The sequence below is a fragment of the Riemerella columbina DSM 16469 genome, assembly GCF_000374405.1.
Classification (GTDB): domain Bacteria; phylum Bacteroidota; class Bacteroidia; order Flavobacteriales; family Weeksellaceae; genus Riemerella; species Riemerella columbina.
The window spans coordinates 1-23666 of the sequence record NZ_KB894238.1 but is presented as its reverse complement, the minus strand read 5'-3'; the positions used below and the strand labels follow the sequence as shown (position 1 = coordinate 23666).

Here is a 23666-nt window from a genome sequence, read left to right as displayed (position 1 = left end):
AACCAAAAGGTATGTATAGTGGCGAAGCCGAAATTTTAGAATCCGATATTCCTCCAGAACCGCAGAAAAGAAAAAAAGTTGCGCCAAAAAAAGAAAAGTTTGATTTCAGGCAGGCGATGTTGGACGAGGGCTTTGATGAGGAAATGACGGATGAGTGGCTAAGGATTAGAAAGGCTAAGAAAGCGGTAAACTCAGAAATGGCATTTAAAAATTTTATGTCGCAAGTTGATAAATCAAACCAAAACAAAAAAGAAATATTAAGAATAATTACGGAAAGCCAATGGAAAGGCTTTAAATCCCACTGGATAAAAAACAACGAAAACGAAAATGAACAATATTCAAACAACAGCACTTACAAAGGCAATACCGCAGGAGGTTATAAGAAACCCCAAAAGGTATCCGCCCATGCAATACTTGCCGAAAGAATTAGCCGAGAGTCTTCCCGAAATAACGAAAGTGGAACTATCGATGCCGACTTTGAGGTGGTCGAGTGATGAAGACCGAGAAAGGTTTGCGTACAGGGTTATTTACTTCATAAATCCAAAGTTTGAAGATGCAGATGAGGAAAACCCTCACAGCGAATTTAACCTTGCTAAAAACGCCGTTATTGAGTTTTCGCAAAGATGCGACTTAACAGCGAATGAATTTATGTTAGCGATGGACTTGTGTCACAGGGGGCAGTTGATGCTAAATGATGCACCGGTAAAATTATTCCGAGAGATAGACCGACTAAAACTGGGCGAAGTAGAACAGGCATACAAAGCCTACAAAAAACAAAACAAACAATACGAGTTAGGCAAAGAAAAAGTTAAAAACTTCCTCAACCCACCAAAAGAACTAACCGAAGAAGAAAAGAAAGCCGAACGATTAAAATTTTTTGCTAAACAGTGGGAGGTTTTACAAAAAGGTGAAGGTGTGGATGCCAACTTTTTGCTCTATGATTTGGTAATGGCTGGTGTAGAAAAAGTAAACCTTGATTTTGTTGATAAAACCTTGTCAAAATACAGCAGGCAGGCGGCTAATAACCAGTTAAAAAAAGGGGCTGGGATGATGGCTAACTTCGTGAACATAGACGCACTAGTTTTCTTCAAAAATGAGGTGGTGCGAAAAGTAATAATCAAAGAAAAACTTAAAGATTTATCAAAAGATGAGTGGGTTAAATACTGGGAAGATAAAAGACAAAAGGCTGAGGAACTTCGTGGAAGTATGGAGAGATAGAAATAAGCCTAAGGAAGTATTAACTATAAGAGATACAGAGATATGGAAGAAGTTAAATTGCAATCAAGACAACTTAGGGAAAAAGCCTTAGAGGCACTAAAAAAGGCAAAATCACTTAATAGACCTGTGGTTTTTCTAAAGAAAGGACAGAGTTTGGAGAGTAAGAAGTAGATGATTTACCATTTTAAATAAAAAAAACAATGAAATACGATAGTATATTTAATAGGGATTTTTACCCTACGCCGAGAAAGGTTTTAGACTTGATGGAATTAGATGTTAATAATCGCATCATCTTAGAACCATCAGCAGGAAAAGGAGATATTATTGATTATTGCAAAGAGTTTGGAGCAAAAGAGGTTTTGTTTTGCGAAATAAATAAAGACTTAGCCAAAATCTGTCAATCCAAAGGTACGCAAATAGGCACGGACTTTTTGCAGTTAAAAAGACAAGATGTCGCAGGGGTCAATAGTATTATAATGAACCCACCATTTAGCGAGTTTAAAAAACATTTTCTACATGCTTGGGAAATTGCGCCAGAAGGGTGTGAAGTTGTTTGTTTATGTAATAACAACTATTTAGGCTATACAAGTACGGAAATTACCAAGTTAATAGAAAACTACGGGTATAGCCAGAATTTGGGGAATGTTTTTGAGGATGCAGAAAGGAGTACAAACACGGAAATAGGGTTAATAAAAGTGTATAAGCCTATGGTAAGTGAAAGCATCAATTTTGACGATTATTTTGATGAAATTGATACAGATATTGAAGTACAGGGATATGGTCTTGTAAAATATAATGAAATTGACAGTCTTATCAATAACTACAAAGGGATTATAAAAGTATCTGAAAACCTTTTTAAAGACGCAGGGCTTCTCAAGAAAATGGGAGAAGAAATCAACCTATACTTTGATTTTGTTATTGGCGTAAAGATAAGTGATAGCGAGGTAAACAAACAACAGTTTCTAAAGTTAGTACAGGAGCAAATGTGGAGGAAGGTTTTTAATATGTTCAATATAGAAAAGTACATTACAAGTGGAGTAATGAGTGATATTAAGGCTTGGATAGATAGAAAGGGTAATACACCTTTTACAAAGCGTAATATCTTCAAGATGATTGAAATTATCTATGGAACTAAAAACCATAATTTTAAAAGAGGCTTAATAGAAGCGGTAGATAAATACACGCGCCATACAAAAGATAATAGATACTCTGTTGAAGGCTGGTCTAGCAATTCTGGATATTTGCTAAACAAAAAATTTATTGTGCCTTATATGTGTGAATCATCTTATAAACCAAGTAAGGTAAGGATAGGCTATTCATCATATATAGAAAATTTTAATGATTTGTTGAAAGTCCTATGCAATATCGAGGGAAGAAACTATGACAATATAAAGCGCGTTAATGCTTGGACTGACTTTGAAAGAGGAATATGGCATGATATGGATTTTTTCCAATACAAAGGGTTCAAAAAAGGTACAATGCATTTTAAATTCAAAGATGATAAAGTTTGGGAAAGACTAAACCGAGCCTATGCTGAAGCAAAGGGCAAAGTACTACCTGAGAAAATTTAAGTCTGTTTGATTAAAAATAGAAAACATGGGAAGAAAAAGAAAATACGCTAGATGGGGCGAAGATTATGAAAAAGAGGAATGCACGAAATGTAAATGGCAAGGAAATCACAATGAAAAAAACTTAAAAAAGTTGATGAATACATGTCGGAATATGTGTGTCCGAGATGTGGGAACAAAGATTTTTACGGATTATTAGAAAAGTAAGTTTATGAGGTATGAGGATAATATTAAGATAAAGTTTAAAAACAATCAAACCAACGCAGAATGAACAGAGAAATAAAATTTAGAGGTAAAAGAGTAGATACGGGGGAATTAATGGTGATTTATTACACAATATTTCACTGGTACAAGAAAGGATATGTAAAAATGCAATAAAAGACGGAGTTAGTATTAAGGCTGTGCATCCCAAAACAGTAGGTCAATACACAGGCTTAAAAGACAAAAACGATAAGGATATTTATGAAGGGGATATATTAATTTTTCACGCAGTTACTTCTCGAACACTTTACAGAGGATATTGTTTAGAACCGTATAAAAAAGGGCAGAAATTTATTGTAAAAAATTTACCTACTGGTTGGAATTTAACTGATATAGAACATAAAGATTCGGAAATTCCAAGTCAAGCATGTCATGTTAATAATGATGAATTTTGGAATCATCAAAAAAGTTTTGAAATTATCGGAAATATCCACGAAAATCCAGAATTATTAGAGCAATGAAAACACTACCAAACGACTACAGCAGATGCGTTAATGACACCTGCGAATTAAGAAATAACTGTCTGCGATACACGGACAAAGGGACAGCAAAATATATGTCTTTCACGAGGTTTAAAGTGAAAGAAGGGAAGTGTGAAAATTTAATTAGAAAATAGAAATTATGAAGACACTAAAGTCAGCGTTAGTGGTATTAGCTATATCATTTATAATACTGCTTGTTAATAATTTGAAAGTAGAAACAATTACTTATAAAGCACAACTATTAGAAAAATCAGTTGTAGGAAGATATGAGCCTTATTACTACTTAATATGGAAAAATTTAGAAACAGGAGAAATTCAACAGGAAAAAACAGATGCAGAGGGATACGCCTCAACAGTAAAAGGACATATTTACATTAAAGAGAAACAATTAATCAAATTAAAATGAACAGCAATATGGTTAAGATGAAAAAAGGCTTGGTGATGTTAATGGGTAGTGTTTTAGCAGGGGGATATAATTATGATATGGACTCCTCAGAATACAATAAAAGAATGATTAGCAGGAAAAAGCCCATCCCAAACGGGTTAAAAGAATTTGAAATAAACGGGCATAAGATTTATGCTATTAACAAGAAAAATGCAATTAGAAAGGCAAAGAAAAAAGGGATATTATGACAACAAAAGAAAAATTAAAACAAAAATTAGATAGTCTTACAGTTGAGGCTAAAAATAAAAAGATATTATTTGACCATTTTGGGGAAGAGAATTTAAGAAGGTTACCTTTTCAAGAGGTTACTAAGATATATAACACAAATACTTACAGTAGTCGCGGTGCTTCATATCGAAGAATTTACTTGTTATCAGGAATTGTAAAAGAATGGTGTGATGTTGCAAGTTATAGTAATTATGATAAAAATATTGACGAGTACGATTTGGAGTGGATAGAAGAAGAAATTTATAAAAAATTAGACGAAAAATTATGAATCAATCAGAACAAAAACAATCTTTCGCAAACACACTTTCTGATTTATCTGGAGGAGGTCATTTGGGTAATGAATGCGAAAGATATGGGATGACTTGGGGATGTGATACCGACTGTCCTGTACTTAGAAGAGGACAATGCCCAGCTGTTAAAAACGGAAACGAAGATGTATTGAAAATATATTTAGAATTTTTAGAAGAAGAGGAAATAAACAATTAAATAATTTAGTATGACACAAGAAGAATTTAACAAATTAGCAGAAATAGAGACTAAAGGACTTAATGGTTCAACCACAGAAGAAAGTCAAGAGTGTTGGAAAGCAGGTTATCTGTATGCTTGTAAGATAATCTATGACAAAATAAATACTTTATACAATGAGGATTTTGTAGATGAAATGGAAAAACTTGCAAATCAATCAGTAGAATTAGAAGTGTTTGACTTATGAAAAAATATCAAATAACATTGACAGAGGAGCAATTAGTTTTGATTGCTCAAAGTATAGAAGATGTTCAAAGGTTCGCGAGCGGACAAATGGAAATGAATAATACATTACTGAAATTATTATTAGGTACAAAAAAAGCAGAAAGATATATACAGGCTGAAGAAAAATTGCAAGAACTAAAACCAATACTATTTCCAGACTTAAATCCAAATGCTAGTTTAAGTTATAATGGGAATAATTATGTTGGTAATTTATATCAAATTTATAGAACAATGTATTATGTTTTAAACAAAGATGGTGGAGTAATGAATGTATACTCGTCACCAGCTTTACCTAGTGGAAATATGGGAACAATAGAAATTAAAGAACTATGACAACAGCAGAAAAACTACAAGCAATTACAGCTGACATCCGAGAGAAACTTCCAAGAATGATGGAGTTGGAAGAGGGGTGTATTTTAAAATATCCTATTTTTAATAGAGCAAAAACTGAAATTATTAGTGATTATGAGGCTAAAATAATAAATGTTTTCGGAGGAGGACAAATAGCGGATACAGGGGATTATGATGATTTAGAATGTTTTATGTATTCAGATGATAGTTGGGTAGAAAGAAAAAATCTTACAGAAGATAATTACGAAGTTATCGGCAAGGAACCGATGCTTACAGATGTATTGGAGTGGGTTTACAAAGTTTCTGACTTAGCAAGTAAAAGTAAAGAATTGCAGGTGTCTTTTGATGGTTATTTCTGTGTGTATGACCATGCTTGGGAGAAAGTAGAAATATGTAAAATCTGTTGGGACTTGTCCAAACCCTACCTCAAAGATCAATCAGAAGAAGTAATAGATTTTTTGTATCAGTTTGTAAAGTAAGAGCGATGAAAAATGTAGACTTAGATAAAATGATGGTGGGCTTTAGAAAGCATCTAAAGGATATTGAAAAAGGAAAAGATATGACGCCAGAAGAGTTTATAGAAAAACTAAAAAACGAGCCAAAAACAGTCTATTTTCAACCCAAAGGGATAAAGCCAATCTACTGCGAGGCGGGAATAATCTACCCAGACCAGCCAGATTACATATTCTACTTATATGAGCCTTGCAAAGTGCTAAAATCTGAGGTCAAAATTATTGACCGAGATAATGTGCGAGTGTGTAGGAAGTCTAGGAGTTTTTTGGTTAAAAAAATTAAGTAGGCAAAACGCCTACTTTTTTTGTTCGTACTCCTCAACTATTTTTTTAAATCGTGGATAGAGTTGATTTCGTGGATAGTCCCTCCTACCCTTACAAAGCCATTGACGCTCTAAAAAAATTGCAAAAAAATTTGCACAATAAAAATATTGTCGTATATTTGCAGTGTTCAAATACCGTGAGAGTTTTTATATTCTCAATTTAAGTAAAAAATATTATAACTTACGGCAGTAAGGGTGTAGCTATATAGTAATGTATAGCAAATATTCGTAAACACGGTATTTGAACAGCACCTACTTACTGCCTATATTTTTTATATTATGTTCAAATACCAAAACCAAGCACCAATTGCTAACGATAGTAGCGAAGTGCAAATCAAACAAGAAACCATACAGCCCCTTGATTGGGGCTTTTTTATACGACAATACTAACCTCTAAAAAAATATTTAAAAAAAAATCAATAAAAAATTTGGTGGGTTAAAATTTTGTCGTATATTTGCAGTGTTGAAATCAGAGCAATAACTGTTTATTATTGCACTAAATCTCAAATAGAGATTAAAATATTAGCCCAAAAAAGGTGTCGCTATATAGTAATGTATAGCAAGTCAATAAGCGTAAGCTCTGATTTCAACAGCACCCACTTTTTGGGCTTTTTTGTATTTAAAAACTTTTTAAAATTAAATATTATGTTGAAATCAGAAACAACCGCACCAATCGCTAACAACAGTAGCGAAGTGCAAAGCAAACAGACCTATTTAGAGCCTCAAATGGTTCATCTTTTAGCAAAAACCTTTAAGAATGAAGAAAATTATGTGCGTATGCTTTCTAATCTTTGGCGTGTACGTGCAGGCTTAGTTAAACTTACTGAAGCCCCTTGCCCAAACCCTGAAGTAGTAGAAATGCGTACAGCCCTTAATGATATTATCGGTTGCCTTTTACCTCAAGATGTACGCTTGTTAAATGAAATTCAACTAAAAGCAAGTGTATTATGAAAGAATTAATCAAAATAACAGAGCAAAACGGCAAACAAGCCGTTTCTGCTCGTGAGTTACATAACTTTTTAGAAAGTAAACAAGATTTTTCAAACTGGATAAAAAACAGAATAGAAAAATATGGACTTGTTGAAAATCAAGATTTTGAGGTTTTCAATAATTTTATCGAAAACCCTAAAGGTGGCAGACCTTTAACAGAATACGCTCTAACTATTGACACTGCAAAAGAGTTAGCAATGGTAGAGGGTAACGAAAAGGGCAAACAAGCACGGCGTTATTTCATCGAGTGTGAGAAGAAGTTGAGGGCAAACACGGTGGCTTTACCCACTACTTACAAAGAAGCCTTACAAGAACTCATTAAGAAAGAAGAAGAAAAAGAGCAATTGCTTTTACAGAGCCAAGAACAACAAGCCCAACTTGAAGCACAAGCCCCCAAGGTGCTTTTTACAGAGGCGGTAATGGGTAGTAAGACCTCGTGTTTGATTGGTGAGTTAGCCAAAGTAATTACTCAAAATGGCTACCCTATCGGTCAAAACAGACTTTTCAAATGGCTAAGAGAAAAAGGCTATTTAGGTCGCAAAGGCGAAAACTACAATATACCTAATCAACAATATGTAGAGCAAGGTTTATTTGAACTTAAAAAAGGTACTCGTTCTGGTAGCGGTGGGGTAATGCATACCACTATCACTACAAAAGTAACAGGCAAAGGTCAAGTTTATTTTGTAAATAAATTTCTAAAGAATTTACAAACAGCCTAACAAAAAAGGGGCTGAAATATGCCCCAATTTTTCAAAACAATATAATTATACAGACAATGGATTTTCAACTAAAGATAATGAATAAGTGGCTTAAAAACGGCTGGGCTTTACAACAAATATATGATGAAGTGGTTTACTATCTGGGGCAGTTAGACGGTGCGGCGGTATTTTACGAATTTATGAAACAGCATAAAAAGAACGAAAAAGTAATGCAAGAGTTTAACCGCACGGCTTTTATCTAACAGAAAACTTTCAAATGTTTCAAAAAGCGGTTTTTAAATGCAAAAACTTTGTTTTTCGACCAAAAAACCGCTTATACCTATTTGAATTATAGATATATAGCCGTATTTTTGTAAAGATGATTGAAGCAAAAACCATACAGAAATACAAAGCAAAAACAAGGGGGCAACTTGTTGAGCAAGCACAGAGGTTAGTCAATGCCTTTGTGCGTGAGCGTGACGCGATAAACGATAGAGGCGATTTCGTGTGTGTTTCGTGCGGTAAGTATAAGCCAAAGCACCAGTGTAATGCAGGGCATTATTTCAGTAGGGGTGGTTACCCAAGTGTGAGATTTGATTTGGATAATATTCACAGCCAGTGTATTCAATGCAATCTACACCAACACGGCAACCTTATACCCTACCGCGAAAGGTTGATTAGAAAGATAGGCGAAAAACGATTTGAACAATTAGAAAAAATGGCGTATATTAGCCACTATAAGCACGATAGAATTATGCTTATAGAACTTATAGAGAGAATGAAAAAACAATTAAAAAAATAGAAAGAATGAAAATTTTAACATTACAAATTAAAAGAAATTTTTTAGACCAAATTTTAGCAGGTGAAAAAACTGATGAGTTCAGAGATATTTTACCGAAAAACGAAAAAAAGTATTGTAAAATTGTATATCACAAAGACCAAGATGCCTACGAGGTTACAGAAGTCGTGAAATACGACGCTATTCGATTTTTTAACGGCTATAAGACAGATAGACCAGAGGTGTTAATTGAAATTAAAAACGCGTTCGTTGATTTTGAAGTAAACGAAGACGGCGAATGCATAGAATGGGAAATGGAAGACGGCACTACCTACCCTATCTGTTGTATGGTTTACCAATTGGGTAAAGTGTTAGAGAGAAAGAATATTTAAGCATTAAAAACTAACCATTAAAACTAAATAATCATGGCAAAACAAATTAGAACAAAATTCGCTTCTTCTGGGTATAGGGGCGGTAGATTATCAGCGACAGATCCAAATACTGGCAAGATAGCGAGAGGCGGTAGATTTGTAACGAGAAGACAGCGATACGGCGATATGCGTAGGGCTTTCGGTTTATCAAGTGGGTAATCGTTATGAATAAACTACAACACGCAGAAAAAGTAATCAGCACGGTAAGGCAGAAGTCAAACCGTGCCTTGCTTTTTTATTCAGCAGGTAAAGATAGCATTTGCCTATTAGATTTGCTTGCAAAAGAATTTGATGAAGTCGTTTGTGTATTCATGTACTTTGTAGAGGGGTTAGAACATATCGACCGCTTTATTCGTTTTTCAGAAAAACATTATAGCAATGTACAATTTATACAAATACCTCATTGGAATTTGACTAAAATACACCGAGCAGGTTTGTTTTGTCAACCAAAGAAAGTAAGGCAATTGATGTTTGGTGATGTGATACAAGCAATAAAGTTAAAGACTGGCATACCTTACGCATTTATAGGCGAAAAACAAGCGGACAACCTCAATAGAAGATTGAAGTTAAGAGGTTACGAGTTAGAAGCCATTTCTACAACAAATAATATTTACCCATTAAGCCATTGGAAAGATGCAGATGTGCTGAATTATATCAAAAGAAACAGGCTACCAAAACCAATAAGTTACGGAAGTAACAAACGGAGTAATGGCGTGGGCTTTAACGAAGATTGCTTTGTATGGCTAAGAAAGCATTATCCAAAGGATTTAGAGAAGATATTAACGGCTTATCCGTTATCACAAAAAATACTATTTGATTATGACCAAAAAATTAAAAGAAAGCGAAACGAGGGTAATTAAACGAAGCCAAATAAAATTTGCTCCCTATAATCCTAAAAACCACACGCAACAATCAGTAAAAGATATGTTGAAAAACTTCAAGCGTATTGCTTTTGCTGGAGGTGTTGTTTGGAATGCTTTATCAGGTAATCTAATTGATGGGCATAAAAGGGTAATGGCTCAAGATATTTACTACAAATATGACGGTACACCAGAAACCGATTACGAAATCAAAGTAGAGGTTTTAGAGTTAGACGAAAAAACGGAAAAGGAGCAAAACATTTGGCATACTCGATCAAGGTCAGAATTAGACGATGAATTGATGAGAAATTTAATTCCAGAAATTGACTATGAAAATGCAGGTCTTGATGATTATGATTTGAGTTACTATGGAATAGAGTTAAACGCAGAGGAAAGCGAAAATGTAGTAGAAGCCATTGAAGAACTTTACGAACCCGTAAAGCAACAGAAAGAAGCCGAGAAAGAAATATCTAAGGAAGAGAAAAAAGCCAAGATAAAGGAAACCAAGCAAAAGATAATGGAAGACGCACAAGAGAAAGCCAAAAACCTTGACTCTTATGTAACCCTTTCTTTTGACAACTGGAAAAACAAAGAAGCCTTTATGATTAGAATGGGATTTGACCCTGAATTTAAGATGATTAAGGGAGAAACCTTATCGGAAATGGTAGAAAGAATAGGATAATTTTAGTAATAAAATGTAATATGAGTAAACCGACCTTTACAGATGGACAAATAGAGGAATTGTTGATAGAATTCAATGGGCAACCGACTAAAGTTGCATCAGCGTTGGATGTGTCGTATGTACAGGTGTATAGACGAATTCGCCAAAACCCTAAATTGTTGGAAGTGCAAGAGGCTGAGAGGGCAAGGGCTTATCAGATATTAGACAATCTTTCAATGCAAATTGCTTTGAAAGGGACGATAAAAGAGCCCGTCCTCGATGAAGAAGGAAACCCAACAGAACAATTTAGAGATGTGTTGGTGGATTACAAGACACGCATTCAAGTAATCCAAAACCAACAGAATTTGTTTAAAGGAAGTATAGGTATCAAAGACCAAATCGAGGTCACTCATAAATCAGGCACAATCGATTATTCAAAATTGTCGGACGATGCGTTGAAAGAGATACTAAATGCAGAGGTAGATGAAGAGCAAGAAAGTACATAATCCGTTAGAACTTAGAAAAGAACTTTTTAAGCGAGGGAATTTTGATTTCATTACTACGCACAAGGGCAAGAAACACATAAAACAAGAAGAAGCCCTAAAAATCCTAACAGACAACAAAACAAAAGAGTTTATTTACGGTGGTGCGGCAGGAGGGGCTAAGTCTTGGACTGGTGCCTCTTGGTTGCTTTTTATGGCATTGAATTTTACTGGCTCTAAATGGTTTATCGGTAGGGAAGAATTGAAACGATTGCGGGATTCTACATTGATTACCTTTTGGAAAGTTTGTAAAGCTTACGGAGTGCCAAAGGACTTCTATAAGTACAATGGGCAAGACAATTATATTCAATTTACAAATGGGTCAAGAATTGACATGTTGGATTTGCGATACAAACCCAGCGACCCTTTTTACGAGCGATACGGTTCAGTAGAATATACAGGCGGTTGGATCGAAGAAGGTGGAGAGGTCAATTTTGGGGCGTTTGATACGCTTAAAACAAGGGTTGGACGGCACATGAACGATGAGTTTAAAATCACTCCTAAAATCTTCATCACTTGTAACCCAAAGAAAAACTGGATGTATTCGTATTTCTACAAGCCAGCAATGGAAAACCGATTGAAACCTTACCAAGTGTTTCATCAAGCATTTGTACAAGATAATCCATTTATCGCCAAAGACTATATCGAGCAGTTAGAAAACACTACCGATAAAGCCAAAAGAGAACGATTACTAAAAGGGAATTGGGAGTACGACGATAACCCTTACAAACTTTGTGATTATGACAAGATACTGCAACTCTACACCAATGACCATATTACCAAAAGTAGAGAGAAATATATTACTGCCGATGTAGCGAGGTTTGGCTCTGATTTAGCTATAGTAGGCGTTTGGGAAGATTGGGACTTGGTAGAAGTACATACTTTTGAAATTAGTAAGACTACCGAAATACAAGCCTGTATTCAAGCCATGCAGTCTAAACATGGAATTCCAAGCAGTAATTGTATTGCCGATAGTGATGGTGTCGGTGGTGGTGTTGTAGATAATCTAAATATTGTTAGTTTTGTAAACAATGCCAGACCATTTGAAGAGGAATTAAGCGAGGGTAAAAAAGACACGCCGAGTTATAAAAATATGCAAACGCAATTGCTAGTATACCTTGCAGAAGAGATTATCAACAAGAACAAGATGCGGATTTCAGCAGATTTGTCAGAGGAACAGAAAGAAGCAATTAATGAAGAACTGGATACTATCGAACGCATACCTGATACGAATGTAATTACACTGGTAGATAAAGCAACTATCAAGCAAAATATCGGACGCTCTCCTGACTACCGAGATTTTATATTGATGCGTGGGTATTTTGATTTTAAAAAGCCTATTCGTAACAACTTACAAGATATTGCAAGTATCCTATAAGTTTAGGAAAGGGTTAATTTCAAGCCTAATGCTTGCAATATACTTATGAAAGTAGAAAGTTGCATATCTATTTTCCCATTTTCCAGTTGAGAAATATACTCTCTCTTCTTCCCTATTTTTTCTGCCAATTCTGACTGAGTCATCTTTCGTTCTTTTCTTTCTTCCTTAAGAACTTCAGCAAAATACCAAGTCTGTGCTTTTGCTTTGAACGCTTCCCTTTCCGCTGTGCCATTAGCACCGTATTTTTGTGTAAAATATTGTTCCGATGTTTTAAGTTTGGAGATTTTATTTTTATCCAATACTGGGCGTTTAGTCATTGTTTTCATTTTGTAAATTATTTAATATATTTTCTGCTTTTTTAATTGCTTTTTTGTAATCTTTTGTGGATTTTTTCAAAAATGAAGTAAGCAAAATAATTTGAGTGGCTTCTATTATATTCTCTGCATCTATCGAAAAAATAATTGTTCTATGCTCATTATTTCCTACACTCACTCTCATTTCATAAAAAATAGTATTTTCTAATTTTTTAACAAATTTTTCATTTACCACCTTTTGTGTTTCTAAAATATGTATCACATACTCATATTTTTCTGCAATCTTAGAATTTAACGAACTAAAAAAATCATTAAATTCTTCTGTTAAGATAACAACTCGTATGTTTTCACTTTCTTTCATTATACAAATGTAATATATATATTACAATTATACAAATATTATGTTTCAAAAACACGCTTTTAAAATTAAAATCTTTGTTTTTGGGGTTAAATCGTTTAATTCCCTATTGTTATGGTGCTTTTATAATGCTAATTTTGTGATTATCAAGATGTAAACCTATGAGCGATATCACAAAAGAAATAGAAGAATATAAAGGCGGTAGAACCTTACCAAATATTGATGCTTATAACAAACAGTATGATGTAGGCAAGCACGAAATTATCACCAATATTGTTAAATATCCTGATAGAAAGGTGGTTACTGATTATATTGATAGCAATGGCGTGAAGCAAAAAAAAGAAGAAACAATCCCTCTCAATCGTATTGGGTTGCCCTATCAAAAAAAGATTGTGAGTATCGCGACCACTTTCTTATGCGGAACACCTATTAAATACACCAATAGCCTTGAAGAAGAAGACTTATACAACGCTTTTCAGAAAGTGATTGATAAAAACAAAATGAAATTTGTTGATAAGGAAATTGTTACTGCCGTTGGTAGGTTTACAGAGTGTGCAGAGTATTGGTACCCTACCAATGAGGCTAATAATCATTACGGCTTTGATTCCCAATTCCGATTAAAGGTAAAGGTATTGACACCTGATAAGTACAAGTTGTATCCAAAATTCAATGAAAACGATGATTTGATTTCGTTCGGAAGAGAGTTTAAAAATGGCGACAAAACTATTTTTGAAGTTTATACCGCAGAAAAGATTATCCGTTACGAACAAGAACTTGAATGGAAAAAGATAGAAGAAAAAACAAATATTATCGGTAAAATACCAATCGTTTATTATAAACAGAAAAATGTTGAATGGGCAGATGTACAGACTATTATAGAAAGGTTAGAGTTTATATACTCTAATACGGCAGAAAGTAATGATAGATTTTCATTCCCAATATTAAAGCTAAGGGGTAAAGTTGAAGGACAATTATCCCAAGACAAATCAGGGCGTGTATTGCAATTGGCTGAGGGTGCAGATGCTGAGTTTGCGAACCAACCACAAGCCAGTCAAAGTATTGAAAGCGAAACAGACCGATTAGAAAGAGATGTACACGATTTTACTTCGACGCCTAATATTTCATTTGATAATATGAAAGGATTAGGCAATATGTTGGCTGGGAGTAGTGCAGAGTTTTTGTTTCTATCTGCACACCTTAAAGTAATGGATAAAATGGCAATTTACATTCCTGCGTTGCAAAGACGAGCAAGTGTAATTAAATCATATCTTCAAAAATTTAATGTGAAATTCGCAAATAATGATTTGGAAGTAGAGCCAGTTATCACGCCTTTCATCATCAACAATGATGCGGATTTTATTAGGTTTTTAATGGAAGCGAACGGCAATAAACCTCTATATTCGCAGGAATACTCAATGCAGAAATTGGGAATTAAAAATCCTAAAGAAATGATGGCTCAAATAGAGGAAGAAAATCAACGCAACACTGAATTAAACAATAGCAATGAGTTTGCTGTATAATGGACTTTGATACTCTACATAGGAAACGCATAAGAAAGAAAGCCAGAACCCTTGAGCAAATCTACAACGATTTGATAGCAAGGGTTTCGTCTTTGGCAGTAAAAACAGAATTGACAGACAAAATCTACCAATTCCGAAACAATAAAAAAGTGCTTTTACAGATAGAGGAATCCCTAAAAGAGTATTACAACAAGACCCTACAAACTATCTATACTGGCACCGACCAACAATGGCGATTTGCCAATGAAAAATACAATGCTTTGCGTATTGCCACATTAGAACGCATAGCCAATCATATTAGCAAAGAAACCTATTATAGAGAACTTGCCAAAGTTTCTAAAAGTCCACACAACTTAGAGGCATTAAAGGCTTATCAAGAAAGGAAGATAGGGAAGTTTACCATTTCAGAGCGTGTATGGCATATCACCAAGCAAATGAAATCCGAGTTAGAATTGGCTATTGATGTTAGTCTTTCGGAGGGAATGAGTGCCAACGAATTGGCTCGAAAGGTAAAGAAATACTTAAACGAACCCGATCGGCTTTATAGACGAGTAAGAGATAAACACGGCAATTTAGTATTGAGCCGACACGCCAAAGCCTATAATCCAGGTCGAGGCGTGTACCGAAGTAGCCATAAAAACGCCCTTCGTTTGGCAAGTAATGAAATCAATACCGCTTACAGAGAAAGTGAGCAACTTAGAATGTTGCAGAATAATGATATTGTTGGCGTGGAAATTTGTTTAAGTCCGCAACACGCTATCTTTGATATTTGCGACCAACTCAAAGGGAAATACCCAAAGGATTTCATCTGGAGTAAATGGCATGTAGGCTGTAAGTGCCACCGCAAAACTATTCTAAAAAGCGATGAAGAACTTATAAAAGAACTTAACAGCAATCAAGACTTACCGCCCGATACTTCAAAAAACTATATTGGCGAACCGCCTAAACACTTCGATAAATGGGTTTCACAAAACAAAGAGCGTTTTAAGAATTGGAAACATAAACCTGAGTGGTGGGAGAAGAATAAAGGAATGATTGAGAATAGCGAAATTAAGGGGTTGATGTTAAAAGCAAAGCAATCAGAGGACGAAGTATCAAAAGTAATAAGTCAATTAACCCAAAAATATAACGGATACGCTACGCTTATAAACTTTAAAAGTTATCAATCTATTCAGAGAAAACTTCAATTAGAACTTAATGGTGATATTTCTCAAATAAAAGACTCTATTAGAGCAACGATAATATTGCCTAAAGAAAAAATGCGAAATTTAGAGTTATATTTAGAAAAAAGTAGTATCTTTGAAAGAGTAAAGGTTCAAAAACCAGAAAGGTTTATGGGGTATAGTGGTATTCTTACTAATATTAAAGCCACAAATGGTATTTCTGCCGAAATACAATTCAACACAGAAAAAATGATTTACGCTAAAGAAAAACCTACGAATGCAATTCGCATTATAGGTAAAAAGCGTTGGGATGAAATACGGAAAGAAACAGGACTTAAAGGTGGGTTGGGGCATAAATATTATGAAGAATACAGATTATTAGATATGAATATTCCTAAGCAACTGGAAAGAATGAAAGAATTAGAAGAACTGTCTAAAAATTATTACAAAAACTTTAGATGAGTAATTTAGATTATTTATTGAAAAACGGTATTATTTATCTTTTAGATGAATACGAGAATGCTGTATTTAAATTCACAAGTACAGGCAAAGGAAATTTGTGTGAAGTTAAATTCAAAGGTAAAATACCTTATAAGATAGATTGCTCTACTAATTTGGCTATGCAGGCGATTTTAGGCGGTACTATTATAACGAAAGAACAATACGAAGAGTTTTAAAAATGTTAGAAAGAGCGATACAAATAGCAGTTAATGCACATAAAGGACAAACAGATAAAGCAGGGAAGCCCTATATACTACACTTAGTAAGGGTGATGGAAAAAGGGAAAACTGAAGAAGAAAAAATTTGTGGTATTCTTCATGATTTATTAGAAGATACTAATTGGACGATTAGCGATTTAAGAAAAGAGGGATTTTCAGAAGAAATCATGAACGCTTTACAATGTGTGACCAAAAAAAATAATGAGCCTTATTCTGACTTTATTAATCGTATTTCTAAAAACCCCTTAGCCATCAGAGTAAAATTAAATGATCTGGAAGATAACATGGATAAATCTCGCCTAAATAATATTAACGAAAAGGATTTACAGCGATTTGAAAAATACTCTATGGCATACGAATTTTTAAAGAATAAGTTAGGAAAAGATTTATAGATTTTCCGCCTCCTTTTTTATAAAATCTACCAAATCATCAAGGTTTTTCTGATTGAACCAATGGCGAAGATTGTTATCATCCTTCTTACAATTGAATGTTGAGGCTTTTACGCCCATTATTTCTGCTGCTCTTGCTCCTGTAATACCAAATAAAGTAAGGATTTCTATAATTCTATTTTTTATTGCTAATTTATTGTTATCCATAATAATCCAATTAGTGTAATTACAATCAAAATAATTTGCTCCAAAGACAATTCAAAGACAATAGTCTTTTCATAGCCTTCCGTATTAATTTCTTTCCACTTAGAAATGAGGTGTTTTAAAAAAGATTTCATAACTTTGCAATATTAAAAAGACAATGAGGTGGGGTTCTACCCCCACCGAGTTTAAAAGATTAGGTTGATAAAATCTCTAATTGCTACTAACAACTTGATTTTAAAACCTTTTTTCAACCTTTTAAAACTCAATTCAAATCTGAATTTCATTGGCTTGGTTTTGGGGTTAAAAAAAGCGAGGGCGAACTCGCATAATTGACTTTCAATTACTTTACAAGTATACGATATTTTTCAATATCGTGCAAATAAAAAACCATTTTCTTGATGTCAGGAAAATGGTTTTATTTTTTATAAATCAAGAGGTTACCCCAAAAATTTCTTTAGCCATTTTTCGGCTTCGGCTTTGGTCTTCGGAACAGGAATATCTACCTTTAAATCTTCGGTCTTACTTTCGTTCGTAGTCATTACTTTACCTTGTAAGTTTACGCAATAGTCCTCCTCGTCTTTGGAAAACTCATAAAGATTGTGTGTTCCGTAATTTGTAAATGAAAATCCCTTGTACATCAGGAACTCTGAAAAATTAAATGTACTCATAATTATATTGGTTTTAGTTTTTAATCCAGTCTAATACTTCTTTGGTTAGGAATATTGGTTGTTTTCTTTGCGAACGATACTCATATCCGCCTTTTATCAGTTTTTCAGGAAGCATCTTATTTTTAATACGCTGGTAAACTTTTCGTTTATCCCAGCCCGTTACTTTGCAAAACTCCTGAAGTGTCATTGTAATTTTCTTTGACACTTCTATAAGATATGCCGACTCCATCATCTCAATTGTGGTCATATCTGCGATTCTTTTGTGTAAAATTTGGTTCATGTTTTTGTGGTATGTTTCAAAAAGCGTCTTTTAAAATAAAAACTTTACTTTTTTGGGTTAATTTACTGATTTTCCTATTGTAAGGAGGTGTTACTTAAAGTAAATTTGTAATACAAAGATACTAAAAAACTAATAACCATTTAAATATGAACAAAAAAATTCTTGAAAAACTTAAAACTAAATATAAAGATTTAGGGTTAGGGGAAAGCATTTTGAAAGTATTTGCTGATAAGTTAGCAAAGACGGTCAAAGAAGAGAGTGAAATCGATACGGTGGTGGAAGATGTAGAAAGCGATTTGCGTATCTACCAGTCTTTAACTGACCAAAACAGAACTCTGCAAAAGAAGGTTCAGGAACTTGAAGAGAAGAAAGATGAAGAGGGGGATGACAAAAATCCAACTCCTAATACTAACCCAAAACCTGAAGAGGAAACAAAGGATAACGAAATGCCTGCATGGGCTAAATCACTTCTTGATAGCAACAAGGCATTGTCTGATAATTTACAAAAGTTGCAAGCAGAAAAAATCCAGCAATCCAACGCAGAGAAACTCACTTCAAAACTAAAAGAATTGGGCGTAAAAGAGAACTTCTACAGAATGCTTATTGAAGGGAAAACTTTTGAAAATGATGAGCAGATTGAAGCGTTTGCGACGCAAATAAAAGAAAACCAAGATGCGTATGACCAAACATTGAGTAATGATTTGCTTAAAAATCAAGCGAATCCGCTCTTTGGCAAAACAGCAGTAGAAGGGCAAGTAGACGCTGATGTTCAAAATTACATTAACCAAAACTTTACAAAAAAATGAAACAAGTAAAAAAATCTGAAAAAGCAGGAAGACAAATTGTAGTCTTCGACCAAGTGGATGCAACCTATCCAGGTGGAGTGCATATTGATAAAACAGAGGCGTCAGCGAGATTTACAGATGGTGTAGTGCCTGCTGGAACGCTTTTGGTACCCGCGAGTGATGGAAAGTTTAAGCCTTTGAATCAAAACTTGTCAGCGACCAATGTTGCTGGGGCTATTGGACTAACGGCTCACGATGTAGTAATTGATGACATGCCTTTGGTTGCCGTAGTAATGGCTGGAACGGCGAGGAAAGACGCGTTGCCTGACAAGGAAAAGGCAGGTGTAGTATTTATCAAGCCTGTGCTTACAAGAATTTCTTTCATTTAATTAATAACCTTAAAAACTAATAACTTATGATAAACGCAAACAATATAGTCCCTGAATTTTCTCAGGCGAATATGGATGCTATTTTGAATGCCTATCCTTTGGGGGAATTGCAATACCGTAACTTTATGCCATTGGAGTATAATCCAACATTGCAATTCAGTACCATAGAGGGAATGGAAGGAGTAAAAATAATGGCAGACATTGTAGCTATTGGCTCTAAAGCACCGAGAAAAGGGCGTGAATTCATAGAGTCTATCAAAGGAGAAATTCCAAAGATAGAAATAGCAAGGGATATGAACGAAAAAGACCTTTACACCATTCAACAATTAAGAAATGCGGTGGCTTTAAATCCAAAAAATGAATCTATTAAAAACCGATTGATTGCCAAAATCTACGAAGACCCTACTTTTGTGGTAGATGGTGTGAATGCTCGTTTGGAATGGATGGCAAAAAAATTGGTTTCAAACGGAAAATTCAAAACAGCTGCGACTGACAACTCTGGCGGAGTTGCAAACCTTACCATTGATTTCAAGGTGAAAACGCAAAATACACAGAAAAACTGGTTTACTGATGCTGATGCTAATCCGATGACGGAATTACAAGCCTTGCAAGATGAAGCGAGAGGGAAAGGCTATCGATATACAACTATTACGCTTGAGCGTGATGTGTTGAATAAAGTATTAGATAACAAATTTACTCGTCAGTTTGTGTTTGGTGTGCCTGTTAACAACTCAACAGTATTGCCGAACATTACAATTGAGCAATTAAACGCTCAATTACAAGGCAAGGGCTTACCTACTTTTAGATTGTGGGAGTCTTATATGGGGTACGAAACAAAAGCTGGCACTGTGGACGCAGTAAATGGTTGGGAATCTGGAAATATATTATTGTCAGTATCACCTATATTAGGGGCTACACAGTATACAACTACACAGGAATTCACAATGGGCTTTGCAGATGTGATGAGTAAGTCTATCAAAGACGACTTCATTTTAGTGAAAACATTTGGGTATCAAGACCCTATTTTGATTTCGACTAAAGCAACAGCGTTTGCAATTCCTGTATTGAGTAACACGAAAAAGAACCTTATCCTTAAAACTAACTTCTAATGACTATCGGGGAGTACATACAAGAGAAACTAAGCCTATGGTCGGTGTCTTATTCTGATGCTTTGATTGGTGCGGAACTATCCAAACTTAATCTACAAGCGACAGAAGAATATGTATCAAACAACGCCGAAAAAGTAGATTTGTTTTTCTACAATGTACTTCCTGAAATGTTATTAATGCCAAACAGCGTAAGCGAGGGTGGGTATTCTATTTCGTACGACAAAAAGGCAATGGAAAGTTATTACAATCTGTTGTCTAAGCGATTAGACTTGCCTAATTTATTACCACAACCAACTATTACAGACATTTCAAACCAATGGTAAAACAATATCCCTACATATTGAAAGTGTTTCAAGAAACAGAAGGCACTTTTGACCAATCTACTGCCGAATGGGTACCGTCGGTGGCTCAATGGGTAGAGATTGGGAAATGTAGAGATGAAGTAAATGGTGGTGGTGGTAAAATAACGAAAACAGACGGAGAGGCATATACTTTTTCAGCGGTGATTTATGCACCTAAACATTGTCCTAAAATCAAGCAAGGGGCTAAAATCCAAGTCTGGAATGGTAGCGAAATGAGATTAGAAGCGATTGTACAACGATTTAGCCAAGAACAATTACATACAAGGATATGGGTTTAGTGCCAAAATTCAATATGCGAGATATTGATGCTGTTTTAAAAAAAGCAGAAGAAAAATATATCCGTGAAATGGTGAGAGTTTTGAGATTTGTAGGTGAAAAATGCGTAAATAGGGCTAAAGAAAGCGGAAATTACCAAGACCAGACAGCAAATCTTAGAAATTCGATAGGTTTTATTATTGTAGCTGAAGGCAAAGTAGTAACTGAGGATTTTCATATAACCGCTAAAGGTATGATGCCAAGCAATGAAACACCATTGAAGTATGGAAGAGATTTAGCCTATCAAGTCGCACCTAAATTTAGGGATATTGCTTTGATCGTAGTTGCAGGAATGAAATATGCAGCTTATGTAGAAAGCAAAGGGCGTGTGGTGCTTACAAGTGCCGAGCAGTTGGCGAAAATACAAGTGCCATTATTGTTGAAACAATTGAGATGAAACGGACTGTATTAGACGGCAAACAATGGATTTTGGAATTGCTATTGAAAGCGAAAGTTAATGAGTTTGTCAATGGACGAATTTACAAAGACAATCGCCCAATTGATAGCAACAAAGAAGATATTGTAATTAACTCGCTAACGATGGACAATGAGTTGTTGCAGAACGGCGTGTTTAATATCAATTGTTATGTACCTAAGAAGTCTATTACAATCAATGGGATAACACAATACCACAAAGACAATCGTCGCTTAAAGGAAATTACTGACAAAGTCTATCAAGTGATAAACGATGTTTGGGAGGATGATTACAACCTTGATGTAGAGACGCATCAAGATTTTGAAGAACAAAATGAAAACTATTACAATTTCAGGGTGCAGTTAAACGCCTACCCTGATTTTTAAAACAAAAATATTAACCATTAAAAACTTATAAACTATGGCAAATAAAGTAAACATTGGATTAGCCAGTATTAAAATTGGAGATATTGGAGCAGACGGCGGTATGGGAACTTCATTAGAACAAATCGGAGTGACCAACCAAGGGTCTTGCAAACTCAATTTTGAAGATGCCGAGAAAAAAGAATTCTTCGTAGAAGAATACGATGACCCCTTTCATGTAGAATACACGCAAGGGAAAATCAATATCCAGTATCAAATTGCAAATCCAGACATTGATACAATTGTAAAAGTGTTTGGGGGAAGCAAAACAGGTACTGGACCATCAGAAATCTATAAAGCACCAGACCAGATGGTAACTATTGAGCGATCAATGGAGATTACACCAAAAAAAGGGTTGGGCTTTAAGTTTCCAAGAGTATCAATTACAGCGAAATTTACACCAGATGTAGGAAAAGAAAACCTATTGATGATTGAGGTAAATGCGTCTGTATTGAGACCGACAAAAGACGGAGAGCCAAGATTTACGATGTTTAAAGTAGCGTAACCAATTTTCTATTTTTTCTAATTGTAAAACGCCTGCCTGCACTTGTGGGTAGGCGTTTTTTCTTAAAAAGCAACCGATGACAAAACAAGAACAACTAAATGCCGAGAAAAAAGAACTCAATCTATTGACAGATGAGGGCTTTGCGATTCAGATTAAGGATATATGGGGTAAACCGAAAATCTATAAGGCAAAGAAAATGACTTTGGGAAGGTTATTTAAACTATCAAAAATCTTCATCACTATGGATTTTGACGAGAACGCTTTTAACTCAAAAAATCTGCAAGAGCAATTAGCATCACAATATCATTCTATATTAAACAACCTAGACAAAGTAACAAAAGTGGTCGCCATTTGTGTAACGGATAACAAATGGGAATCTTGGTGGATACAAAGGCAAGTAAAGAAACACTACACGCCAAAAGATATACAGGCGTTTGCACAAACCTTGCTCAAAGAGTCTGATTATGCAAATTTTATGCTCTCTATCGCATTGATGAACGGAAATCGTCCGACCAAAGCGAAGCCGATAGAGGACTAAAATCAATCTATGGCGTTATGGGGCAAATTTGCCACCATTTCGGCTGGACATTAGATTATTTGCTTTGGAAGGTAGATTGGCGTATTGTACAACGAATGCTTATAGATGCACCAGACTACGACAGCGACAAAAAAGAAGAAAAAGAAATCAACCTTACTGAACAATTGCCAGAAGATTTAGAAAAGATGTTGGAACAGTATAGGTAGATGAAAGGGGCGTATTTTAACCCATTTTTTATTAAGCCGTGTAAGTATTTATCTATAATTAAGTATAAACTCTCGCCCTATTTGTTTCCACGATAGTTGTATAATAGTTTAGTGTTTTTGTATAAATTTGAAAAAAATAAAAGTAACCAAAAGATGAAAGACGAGTTCAAAAAACAATTAGAATATAGTCAAAAAAGGTTTATTGAAACATTTAATAATAGTAAATATGATTCTATTAGAGAGTTATATAAAAATAATTTTGAAAAGATTAAATATCTTATTTCTGAATCTAGCCCAAAATTAGCTTTAGAAGATATAGCTGAGATAGAGGCTTCTTTAAGCAAACAAATTATTAATGAAAACACATTGCTTGAAAAGATTAATATTGCTATTTCCGAAGGTAAATTAAAAGAAAAAGATATTAGTTAAAAAAAATTTGAATATCCTTAATTACACCTATAAGTATTATCTTTGCACTAAATTTAGAAGATAATCCGTATGAACTTATTTACTTTTACAGCTGAGTTTG

Annotated in this window: 41 protein-coding genes and 3 pseudogenes; 39 read left to right on the top strand and 5 right to left on the bottom strand. The window is 34.6% G+C overall.

Annotated elements, in window-relative coordinates:
- The 24 genes and pseudogenes from C237_RS14720 to C237_RS0106755 form a co-directional block, all read left to right on the top strand.
- Nucleotides 1-494: pseudogene (locus C237_RS14720) on the top strand (DUF6291 domain-containing protein); the annotation flags it as partial.
- Nucleotides 415-1218 (top strand): hypothetical protein, encoded by an 804-nt coding sequence (locus C237_RS0106865; protein WP_221403456.1) that lies wholly within the window; start codon nucleotides 415-417, stop codon nucleotides 1216-1218. The pseudogene C237_RS14720 and the gene C237_RS0106865, both read left to right, overlap by 80 nt.
- A 42-nt stretch (nucleotides 1219-1260) precedes the next feature.
- Complete coding sequence (locus tag C237_RS15095; protein WP_018675763.1) at nucleotides 1261-1389, top strand: hypothetical protein; 129 nt, start codon at nucleotides 1261-1263, stop codon at nucleotides 1387-1389.
- A gap of 29 nt (nucleotides 1390-1418) precedes the next feature.
- Nucleotides 1419-1700, top strand: a pseudogene (locus C237_RS14965) (class I SAM-dependent methyltransferase); the annotation flags it as partial.
- A complete protein-coding gene (locus C237_RS15135) occupies nucleotides 1695-2789 on the top strand; it encodes a DUF4942 domain-containing protein (RefSeq protein WP_342661980.1) in 1095 nt (364 codons plus the stop codon). The pseudogene C237_RS14965 and the gene C237_RS15135, both read left to right, overlap by 6 nt.
- A gap of 311 nt (nucleotides 2790-3100) precedes the next feature.
- Nucleotides 3101-3508, top strand: a complete 408-nt coding sequence (locus C237_RS13930) for a YopX family protein (RefSeq protein WP_185095102.1) — start codon at nucleotides 3101-3103, stop codon at nucleotides 3506-3508.
- Nucleotides 3509-3668: 160 nt separating this feature from the next.
- Nucleotides 3669-3935, top strand: coding sequence for a hypothetical protein (locus C237_RS0106840; RefSeq protein WP_156809723.1), 267 nt, complete (start codon nucleotides 3669-3671; stop codon nucleotides 3933-3935).
- 17 nt (nucleotides 3936-3952) lie between these two features.
- The gene (locus C237_RS0106835; RefSeq protein ID WP_169584744.1) at nucleotides 3953-4162 is read left to right on the top strand and encodes a hypothetical protein; all 210 of its coding nucleotides are present in this window, start codon (nucleotides 3953-3955) and stop codon (nucleotides 4160-4162) included.
- Complete coding sequence (locus C237_RS0106830; protein ID WP_018675757.1) at nucleotides 4159-4470, top strand: hypothetical protein; 312 nt, start codon at nucleotides 4159-4161, stop codon at nucleotides 4468-4470. The genes C237_RS0106835 and C237_RS0106830 overlap by 4 nt, the downstream gene beginning before the upstream one ends.
- Nucleotides 4467-4688, top strand: a complete 222-nt coding sequence (locus C237_RS0106825) for a hypothetical protein (RefSeq protein WP_018675756.1) — start codon at nucleotides 4467-4469, stop codon at nucleotides 4686-4688. Before C237_RS0106830 ends, C237_RS0106825 begins: the two co-directional genes overlap by 4 nt.
- Nucleotides 4689-4698: 10 nt before the next feature.
- Nucleotides 4699-4914 carry a hypothetical protein gene (locus tag C237_RS0106820; RefSeq protein ID WP_018675755.1) on the top strand — a complete coding sequence of 72 codons (216 nt, stop codon included), beginning with the start codon at nucleotides 4699-4701 and terminating at the stop codon, nucleotides 4912-4914.
- A complete protein-coding gene (locus tag C237_RS0106815; RefSeq protein WP_018675754.1) occupies nucleotides 4911-5285 on the top strand; it encodes a hypothetical protein in 375 nt (124 codons plus the stop codon). Before C237_RS0106820 ends, C237_RS0106815 begins: the two co-directional genes overlap by 4 nt.
- On the top strand, nucleotides 5282-5782 hold the full coding sequence (locus tag C237_RS0106810; RefSeq protein ID WP_018675753.1) for a hypothetical protein: 501 nt from the start codon (nucleotides 5282-5284) through the stop codon (nucleotides 5780-5782). Before C237_RS0106815 ends, C237_RS0106810 begins: the two co-directional genes overlap by 4 nt.
- 5 nt (nucleotides 5783-5787) lie before the next feature.
- Nucleotides 5788-6102, top strand: a complete 315-nt coding sequence (locus tag C237_RS0106805) for a hypothetical protein (protein ID WP_018675752.1) — start codon at nucleotides 5788-5790, stop codon at nucleotides 6100-6102.
- A 681-nt stretch (nucleotides 6103-6783) separates the two neighbouring features.
- Nucleotides 6784-7089 carry a hypothetical protein gene (locus tag C237_RS13045; protein WP_018675750.1) on the top strand — a complete coding sequence of 102 codons (306 nt, stop codon included), beginning with the start codon at nucleotides 6784-6786 and terminating at the stop codon, nucleotides 7087-7089.
- Nucleotides 7086-7847, top strand: coding sequence for a phage antirepressor Ant (locus C237_RS0106790; RefSeq protein WP_018675749.1), 762 nt, complete (start codon nucleotides 7086-7088; stop codon nucleotides 7845-7847). Before C237_RS13045 ends, C237_RS0106790 begins: the two co-directional genes overlap by 4 nt.
- 56 nt (nucleotides 7848-7903) lie before the next feature.
- Nucleotides 7904-8089, top strand: coding sequence for a hypothetical protein (locus C237_RS0106785; RefSeq protein ID WP_018675748.1), 186 nt, complete (start codon nucleotides 7904-7906; stop codon nucleotides 8087-8089).
- Nucleotides 8090-8205: 116 nt separating this feature from the next.
- A complete protein-coding gene (locus tag C237_RS0106780; RefSeq protein WP_018675747.1) occupies nucleotides 8206-8628 on the top strand; it encodes a recombination protein NinG in 423 nt (140 codons plus the stop codon).
- Between the two features lie 5 nt (nucleotides 8629-8633).
- On the top strand, nucleotides 8634-8996 hold the full coding sequence (locus C237_RS0106775; protein WP_018675746.1) for a hypothetical protein: 363 nt from the start codon (nucleotides 8634-8636) through the stop codon (nucleotides 8994-8996).
- 33 nt (nucleotides 8997-9029) lie between these two features.
- The gene (locus C237_RS14555; protein ID WP_156809722.1) at nucleotides 9030-9194 is read left to right on the top strand and encodes a hypothetical protein; all 165 of its coding nucleotides are present in this window, start codon (nucleotides 9030-9032) and stop codon (nucleotides 9192-9194) included.
- 5 nt (nucleotides 9195-9199) lie between these two features.
- Nucleotides 9200-9895, top strand: coding sequence for a phosphoadenosine phosphosulfate reductase domain-containing protein (locus tag C237_RS0106770; RefSeq protein WP_018675745.1), 696 nt, complete (start codon nucleotides 9200-9202; stop codon nucleotides 9893-9895).
- Nucleotides 9855-10577, top strand: coding sequence for a ParB N-terminal domain-containing protein (locus C237_RS0106765; protein ID WP_018675744.1), 723 nt, complete (start codon nucleotides 9855-9857; stop codon nucleotides 10575-10577). The genes C237_RS0106770 and C237_RS0106765 overlap by 41 nt, the downstream gene beginning before the upstream one ends.
- A 20-nt stretch (nucleotides 10578-10597) precedes the next feature.
- Nucleotides 10598-11062 carry a hypothetical protein gene (locus C237_RS0106760; RefSeq protein WP_018675743.1) on the top strand — a complete coding sequence of 155 codons (465 nt, stop codon included), beginning with the start codon at nucleotides 10598-10600 and terminating at the stop codon, nucleotides 11060-11062.
- Nucleotides 11040-12476, top strand: a complete 1437-nt coding sequence (locus C237_RS0106755) for a phage terminase large subunit (protein ID WP_018675742.1) — start codon at nucleotides 11040-11042, stop codon at nucleotides 12474-12476. Before C237_RS0106760 ends, C237_RS0106755 begins: the two co-directional genes overlap by 23 nt.
- 2 nt (nucleotides 12477-12478) lie before the next feature.
- Here the strand turns inward: C237_RS0106755 and C237_RS0106750 are convergent, their stop codons facing one another.
- On the bottom strand, nucleotides 12479-12802 hold the full coding sequence (locus tag C237_RS0106750; RefSeq protein WP_018675741.1) for a helix-turn-helix domain-containing protein: 324 nt from the start codon (nucleotides 12800-12802) through the stop codon (nucleotides 12479-12481).
- Complete coding sequence (locus tag C237_RS0106745; RefSeq protein WP_018675740.1) at nucleotides 12786-13151, bottom strand: type II toxin-antitoxin system RelE/ParE family toxin; 366 nt, start codon at nucleotides 13149-13151, stop codon at nucleotides 12786-12788. The genes C237_RS0106750 and C237_RS0106745 overlap by 17 nt, the downstream gene beginning before the upstream one ends.
- A gap of 158 nt (nucleotides 13152-13309) precedes the next feature.
- Here C237_RS0106745 and C237_RS0106740 point away from each other — a divergent pair, with 158 nt between their 5' ends.
- From C237_RS0106740 to C237_RS0106725, 4 genes and pseudogenes are all read left to right on the top strand, one after another.
- Nucleotides 13310-14668 (top strand): phage portal protein, encoded by a 1359-nt coding sequence (locus C237_RS0106740; RefSeq protein WP_018675739.1) that lies wholly within the window; start codon nucleotides 13310-13312, stop codon nucleotides 14666-14668.
- Nucleotides 14668-15705 (top strand): annotated as a pseudogene (locus tag C237_RS15130) (hypothetical protein); the annotation flags it as partial. The gene C237_RS0106740 and the pseudogene C237_RS15130, both read left to right, overlap by 1 nt.
- A 584-nt stretch (nucleotides 15706-16289) precedes the next feature.
- Entirely contained in the window at nucleotides 16290-16508 is a 219-nt protein-coding gene (locus C237_RS0106730) for a hypothetical protein (protein WP_018675737.1), read from the top strand.
- A 2-nt stretch (nucleotides 16509-16510) separates the two neighbouring features.
- The gene (locus tag C237_RS0106725; RefSeq protein ID WP_018675736.1) at nucleotides 16511-16942 is read left to right on the top strand and encodes a guanosine-3',5'-bis(diphosphate) 3'-pyrophosphohydrolase; all 432 of its coding nucleotides are present in this window, start codon (nucleotides 16511-16513) and stop codon (nucleotides 16940-16942) included.
- On the opposite strand, the gene C237_RS0106720 is transcribed toward C237_RS0106725, so the two are convergent.
- The 3 genes from C237_RS0106720 to C237_RS0106705 form a co-directional block, all read right to left on the bottom strand.
- Nucleotides 16937-17146: a hypothetical protein gene (locus tag C237_RS0106720; RefSeq protein WP_018675735.1), complete on the bottom strand. Its 210-nt coding sequence runs from the start codon at nucleotides 17144-17146 to the stop codon at nucleotides 16937-16939. The two genes, C237_RS0106725 and C237_RS0106720, sit on opposite strands and share 6 nt — an antisense overlap.
- A gap of 434 nt (nucleotides 17147-17580) precedes the next feature.
- A complete protein-coding gene (locus tag C237_RS0106710) occupies nucleotides 17581-17811 on the bottom strand; it encodes a hypothetical protein (RefSeq protein ID WP_018675733.1) in 231 nt (76 codons plus the stop codon).
- A gap of 13 nt (nucleotides 17812-17824) precedes the next feature.
- Entirely contained in the window at nucleotides 17825-18091 is a 267-nt protein-coding gene (locus C237_RS0106705; RefSeq protein WP_018675732.1) for a hypothetical protein, read from the bottom strand.
- Nucleotides 18092-18237: 146 nt separating this feature from the next.
- Here C237_RS0106705 and C237_RS0106700 point away from each other — a divergent pair, with 146 nt between their 5' ends.
- The 11 genes from C237_RS0106700 (at nucleotide 18238) to C237_RS0106650 (ending at nucleotide 23566) form a co-directional block, all read left to right on the top strand.
- A complete protein-coding gene (locus C237_RS0106700) occupies nucleotides 18238-18897 on the top strand; it encodes a V-type ATP synthase subunit I domain-containing protein (RefSeq protein ID WP_018675731.1) in 660 nt (219 codons plus the stop codon).
- The gene (locus C237_RS0106695; protein WP_018675730.1) at nucleotides 18894-19265 is read left to right on the top strand and encodes a hypothetical protein; all 372 of its coding nucleotides are present in this window, start codon (nucleotides 18894-18896) and stop codon (nucleotides 19263-19265) included. Before C237_RS0106700 ends, C237_RS0106695 begins: the two co-directional genes overlap by 4 nt.
- A gap of 26 nt (nucleotides 19266-19291) precedes the next feature.
- Complete coding sequence (locus tag C237_RS0106690) at nucleotides 19292-20374, top strand: major capsid protein (protein ID WP_018675729.1); 1083 nt, start codon at nucleotides 19292-19294, stop codon at nucleotides 20372-20374.
- Entirely contained in the window at nucleotides 20374-20697 is a 324-nt protein-coding gene (locus tag C237_RS0106685; RefSeq protein ID WP_018675728.1) for a DUF6706 family protein, read from the top strand. The genes C237_RS0106690 and C237_RS0106685 overlap by 1 nt, the downstream gene beginning before the upstream one ends.
- A complete protein-coding gene (locus C237_RS0106680) occupies nucleotides 20691-21014 on the top strand; it encodes a hypothetical protein (protein ID WP_018675727.1) in 324 nt (107 codons plus the stop codon). The genes C237_RS0106685 and C237_RS0106680 overlap by 7 nt, the downstream gene beginning before the upstream one ends.
- Entirely contained in the window at nucleotides 21005-21448 is a 444-nt protein-coding gene (locus tag C237_RS0106675; RefSeq protein ID WP_018675726.1) for a hypothetical protein, read from the top strand. Before C237_RS0106680 ends, C237_RS0106675 begins: the two co-directional genes overlap by 10 nt.
- The gene (locus C237_RS0106670; RefSeq protein ID WP_018675725.1) at nucleotides 21445-21852 is read left to right on the top strand and encodes a hypothetical protein; all 408 of its coding nucleotides are present in this window, start codon (nucleotides 21445-21447) and stop codon (nucleotides 21850-21852) included. The genes C237_RS0106675 and C237_RS0106670 overlap by 4 nt, the downstream gene beginning before the upstream one ends.
- Before the next feature lie 34 nt (nucleotides 21853-21886).
- Entirely contained in the window at nucleotides 21887-22393 is a 507-nt protein-coding gene (locus tag C237_RS0106665; protein WP_018675724.1) for a hypothetical protein, read from the top strand.
- A 76-nt stretch (nucleotides 22394-22469) separates the two neighbouring features.
- Nucleotides 22470-22931: a hypothetical protein gene (locus C237_RS0106660; protein ID WP_018675723.1), complete on the top strand. Its 462-nt coding sequence runs from the start codon at nucleotides 22470-22472 to the stop codon at nucleotides 22929-22931.
- A 17-nt stretch (nucleotides 22932-22948) separates the two neighbouring features.
- Nucleotides 22949-23137, top strand: coding sequence for a hypothetical protein (locus C237_RS0106655; RefSeq protein ID WP_026315538.1), 189 nt, complete (start codon nucleotides 22949-22951; stop codon nucleotides 23135-23137).
- Between the two features lie 153 nt (nucleotides 23138-23290).
- Entirely contained in the window at nucleotides 23291-23566 is a 276-nt protein-coding gene (locus C237_RS0106650) for a hypothetical protein (protein WP_156809721.1), read from the top strand.
- The last annotated feature ends 100 nt before the right edge of the window (nucleotides 23567-23666 follow it).

Excerpts from the sequence above, each read along its gene's own strand:
- C237_RS15095 (WP_018675763.1), top strand. The coding sequence starts at position 1,261 with ATGGAAGAAGTTAAATTGCAATCAAGACAACTTAGGGAAAAAGCCTTA.
- C237_RS15135 (WP_342661980.1), top strand. The coding sequence starts at position 1,695 with ATGAACCCACCATTTAGCGAGTTTAAAAAACATTTTCTACATGCTTGG.
- C237_RS0106840 (WP_156809723.1), top strand. The coding sequence starts at position 3,669 with ATGAAGACACTAAAGTCAGCGTTAGTGGTATTAGCTATATCATTTATA.
- C237_RS0106835 (WP_169584744.1), top strand. The coding sequence starts at position 3,953 with ATGAAAAAAGGCTTGGTGATGTTAATGGGTAGTGTTTTAGCAGGGGGA.
- C237_RS0106830 (WP_018675757.1), top strand. The coding sequence starts at position 4,159 with ATGACAACAAAAGAAAAATTAAAACAAAAATTAGATAGTCTTACAGTT.
- C237_RS0106825 (WP_018675756.1), top strand. The coding sequence starts at position 4,467 with ATGAATCAATCAGAACAAAAACAATCTTTCGCAAACACACTTTCTGAT.
- C237_RS0106820 (WP_018675755.1), top strand. The coding sequence starts at position 4,699 with ATGACACAAGAAGAATTTAACAAATTAGCAGAAATAGAGACTAAAGGA.
- C237_RS0106815 (WP_018675754.1), top strand. The coding sequence starts at position 4,911 with ATGAAAAAATATCAAATAACATTGACAGAGGAGCAATTAGTTTTGATT.
- C237_RS0106810 (WP_018675753.1), top strand. The coding sequence starts at position 5,282 with ATGACAACAGCAGAAAAACTACAAGCAATTACAGCTGACATCCGAGAG.
- C237_RS0106805 (WP_018675752.1), top strand. The coding sequence starts at position 5,788 with ATGAAAAATGTAGACTTAGATAAAATGATGGTGGGCTTTAGAAAGCAT.
- C237_RS13045 (WP_018675750.1), top strand. The coding sequence starts at position 6,784 with ATGTTGAAATCAGAAACAACCGCACCAATCGCTAACAACAGTAGCGAA.
- C237_RS0106790 (WP_018675749.1), top strand. The coding sequence starts at position 7,086 with ATGAAAGAATTAATCAAAATAACAGAGCAAAACGGCAAACAAGCCGTT.
- C237_RS0106785 (WP_018675748.1), top strand. The coding sequence starts at position 7,904 with ATGGATTTTCAACTAAAGATAATGAATAAGTGGCTTAAAAACGGCTGG.
- C237_RS0106780 (WP_018675747.1), top strand. The coding sequence starts at position 8,206 with ATGATTGAAGCAAAAACCATACAGAAATACAAAGCAAAAACAAGGGGG.
- C237_RS0106775 (WP_018675746.1), top strand. The coding sequence starts at position 8,634 with ATGAAAATTTTAACATTACAAATTAAAAGAAATTTTTTAGACCAAATT.
- C237_RS14555 (WP_156809722.1), top strand. The coding sequence starts at position 9,030 with ATGGCAAAACAAATTAGAACAAAATTCGCTTCTTCTGGGTATAGGGGC.
- C237_RS0106770 (WP_018675745.1), top strand. The coding sequence starts at position 9,200 with ATGAATAAACTACAACACGCAGAAAAAGTAATCAGCACGGTAAGGCAG.
- C237_RS0106765 (WP_018675744.1), top strand. The coding sequence starts at position 9,855 with ATGACCAAAAAATTAAAAGAAAGCGAAACGAGGGTAATTAAACGAAGC.
- C237_RS0106760 (WP_018675743.1), top strand. The coding sequence starts at position 10,598 with ATGAGTAAACCGACCTTTACAGATGGACAAATAGAGGAATTGTTGATA.
- C237_RS0106755 (WP_018675742.1), top strand. The coding sequence starts at position 11,040 with ATGAAGAGCAAGAAAGTACATAATCCGTTAGAACTTAGAAAAGAACTT.
- C237_RS0106750 (WP_018675741.1), bottom strand. The coding sequence starts at position 12,802 with ATGAAAACAATGACTAAACGCCCAGTATTGGATAAAAATAAAATCTCC.
- C237_RS0106745 (WP_018675740.1), bottom strand. The coding sequence starts at position 13,151 with ATGAAAGAAAGTGAAAACATACGAGTTGTTATCTTAACAGAAGAATTT.
- C237_RS0106740 (WP_018675739.1), top strand. The coding sequence starts at position 13,310 with ATGAGCGATATCACAAAAGAAATAGAAGAATATAAAGGCGGTAGAACC.
- C237_RS0106730 (WP_018675737.1), top strand. The coding sequence starts at position 16,290 with ATGAGTAATTTAGATTATTTATTGAAAAACGGTATTATTTATCTTTTA.
- C237_RS0106725 (WP_018675736.1), top strand. The coding sequence starts at position 16,511 with ATGTTAGAAAGAGCGATACAAATAGCAGTTAATGCACATAAAGGACAA.
- C237_RS0106720 (WP_018675735.1), bottom strand. The coding sequence starts at position 17,146 with ATGGATAACAATAAATTAGCAATAAAAAATAGAATTATAGAAATCCTT.
- C237_RS0106710 (WP_018675733.1), bottom strand. The coding sequence starts at position 17,811 with ATGAGTACATTTAATTTTTCAGAGTTCCTGATGTACAAGGGATTTTCA.
- C237_RS0106705 (WP_018675732.1), bottom strand. The coding sequence starts at position 18,091 with ATGAACCAAATTTTACACAAAAGAATCGCAGATATGACCACAATTGAG.
- C237_RS0106700 (WP_018675731.1), top strand. The coding sequence starts at position 18,238 with ATGAACAAAAAAATTCTTGAAAAACTTAAAACTAAATATAAAGATTTA.
- C237_RS0106695 (WP_018675730.1), top strand. The coding sequence starts at position 18,894 with ATGAAACAAGTAAAAAAATCTGAAAAAGCAGGAAGACAAATTGTAGTC.
- C237_RS0106690 (WP_018675729.1), top strand. The coding sequence starts at position 19,292 with ATGATAAACGCAAACAATATAGTCCCTGAATTTTCTCAGGCGAATATG.
- C237_RS0106685 (WP_018675728.1), top strand. The coding sequence starts at position 20,374 with ATGACTATCGGGGAGTACATACAAGAGAAACTAAGCCTATGGTCGGTG.
- C237_RS0106680 (WP_018675727.1), top strand. The coding sequence starts at position 20,691 with ATGGTAAAACAATATCCCTACATATTGAAAGTGTTTCAAGAAACAGAA.
- C237_RS0106675 (WP_018675726.1), top strand. The coding sequence starts at position 21,005 with ATGGGTTTAGTGCCAAAATTCAATATGCGAGATATTGATGCTGTTTTA.
- C237_RS0106670 (WP_018675725.1), top strand. The coding sequence starts at position 21,445 with ATGAAACGGACTGTATTAGACGGCAAACAATGGATTTTGGAATTGCTA.
- C237_RS0106665 (WP_018675724.1), top strand. The coding sequence starts at position 21,887 with ATGGCAAATAAAGTAAACATTGGATTAGCCAGTATTAAAATTGGAGAT.
- C237_RS0106660 (WP_018675723.1), top strand. The coding sequence starts at position 22,470 with ATGACAAAACAAGAACAACTAAATGCCGAGAAAAAAGAACTCAATCTA.
- C237_RS0106655 (WP_026315538.1), top strand. The coding sequence starts at position 22,949 with ATGGGGCAAATTTGCCACCATTTCGGCTGGACATTAGATTATTTGCTT.
- C237_RS0106650 (WP_156809721.1), top strand. The coding sequence starts at position 23,291 with ATGAAAGACGAGTTCAAAAAACAATTAGAATATAGTCAAAAAAGGTTT.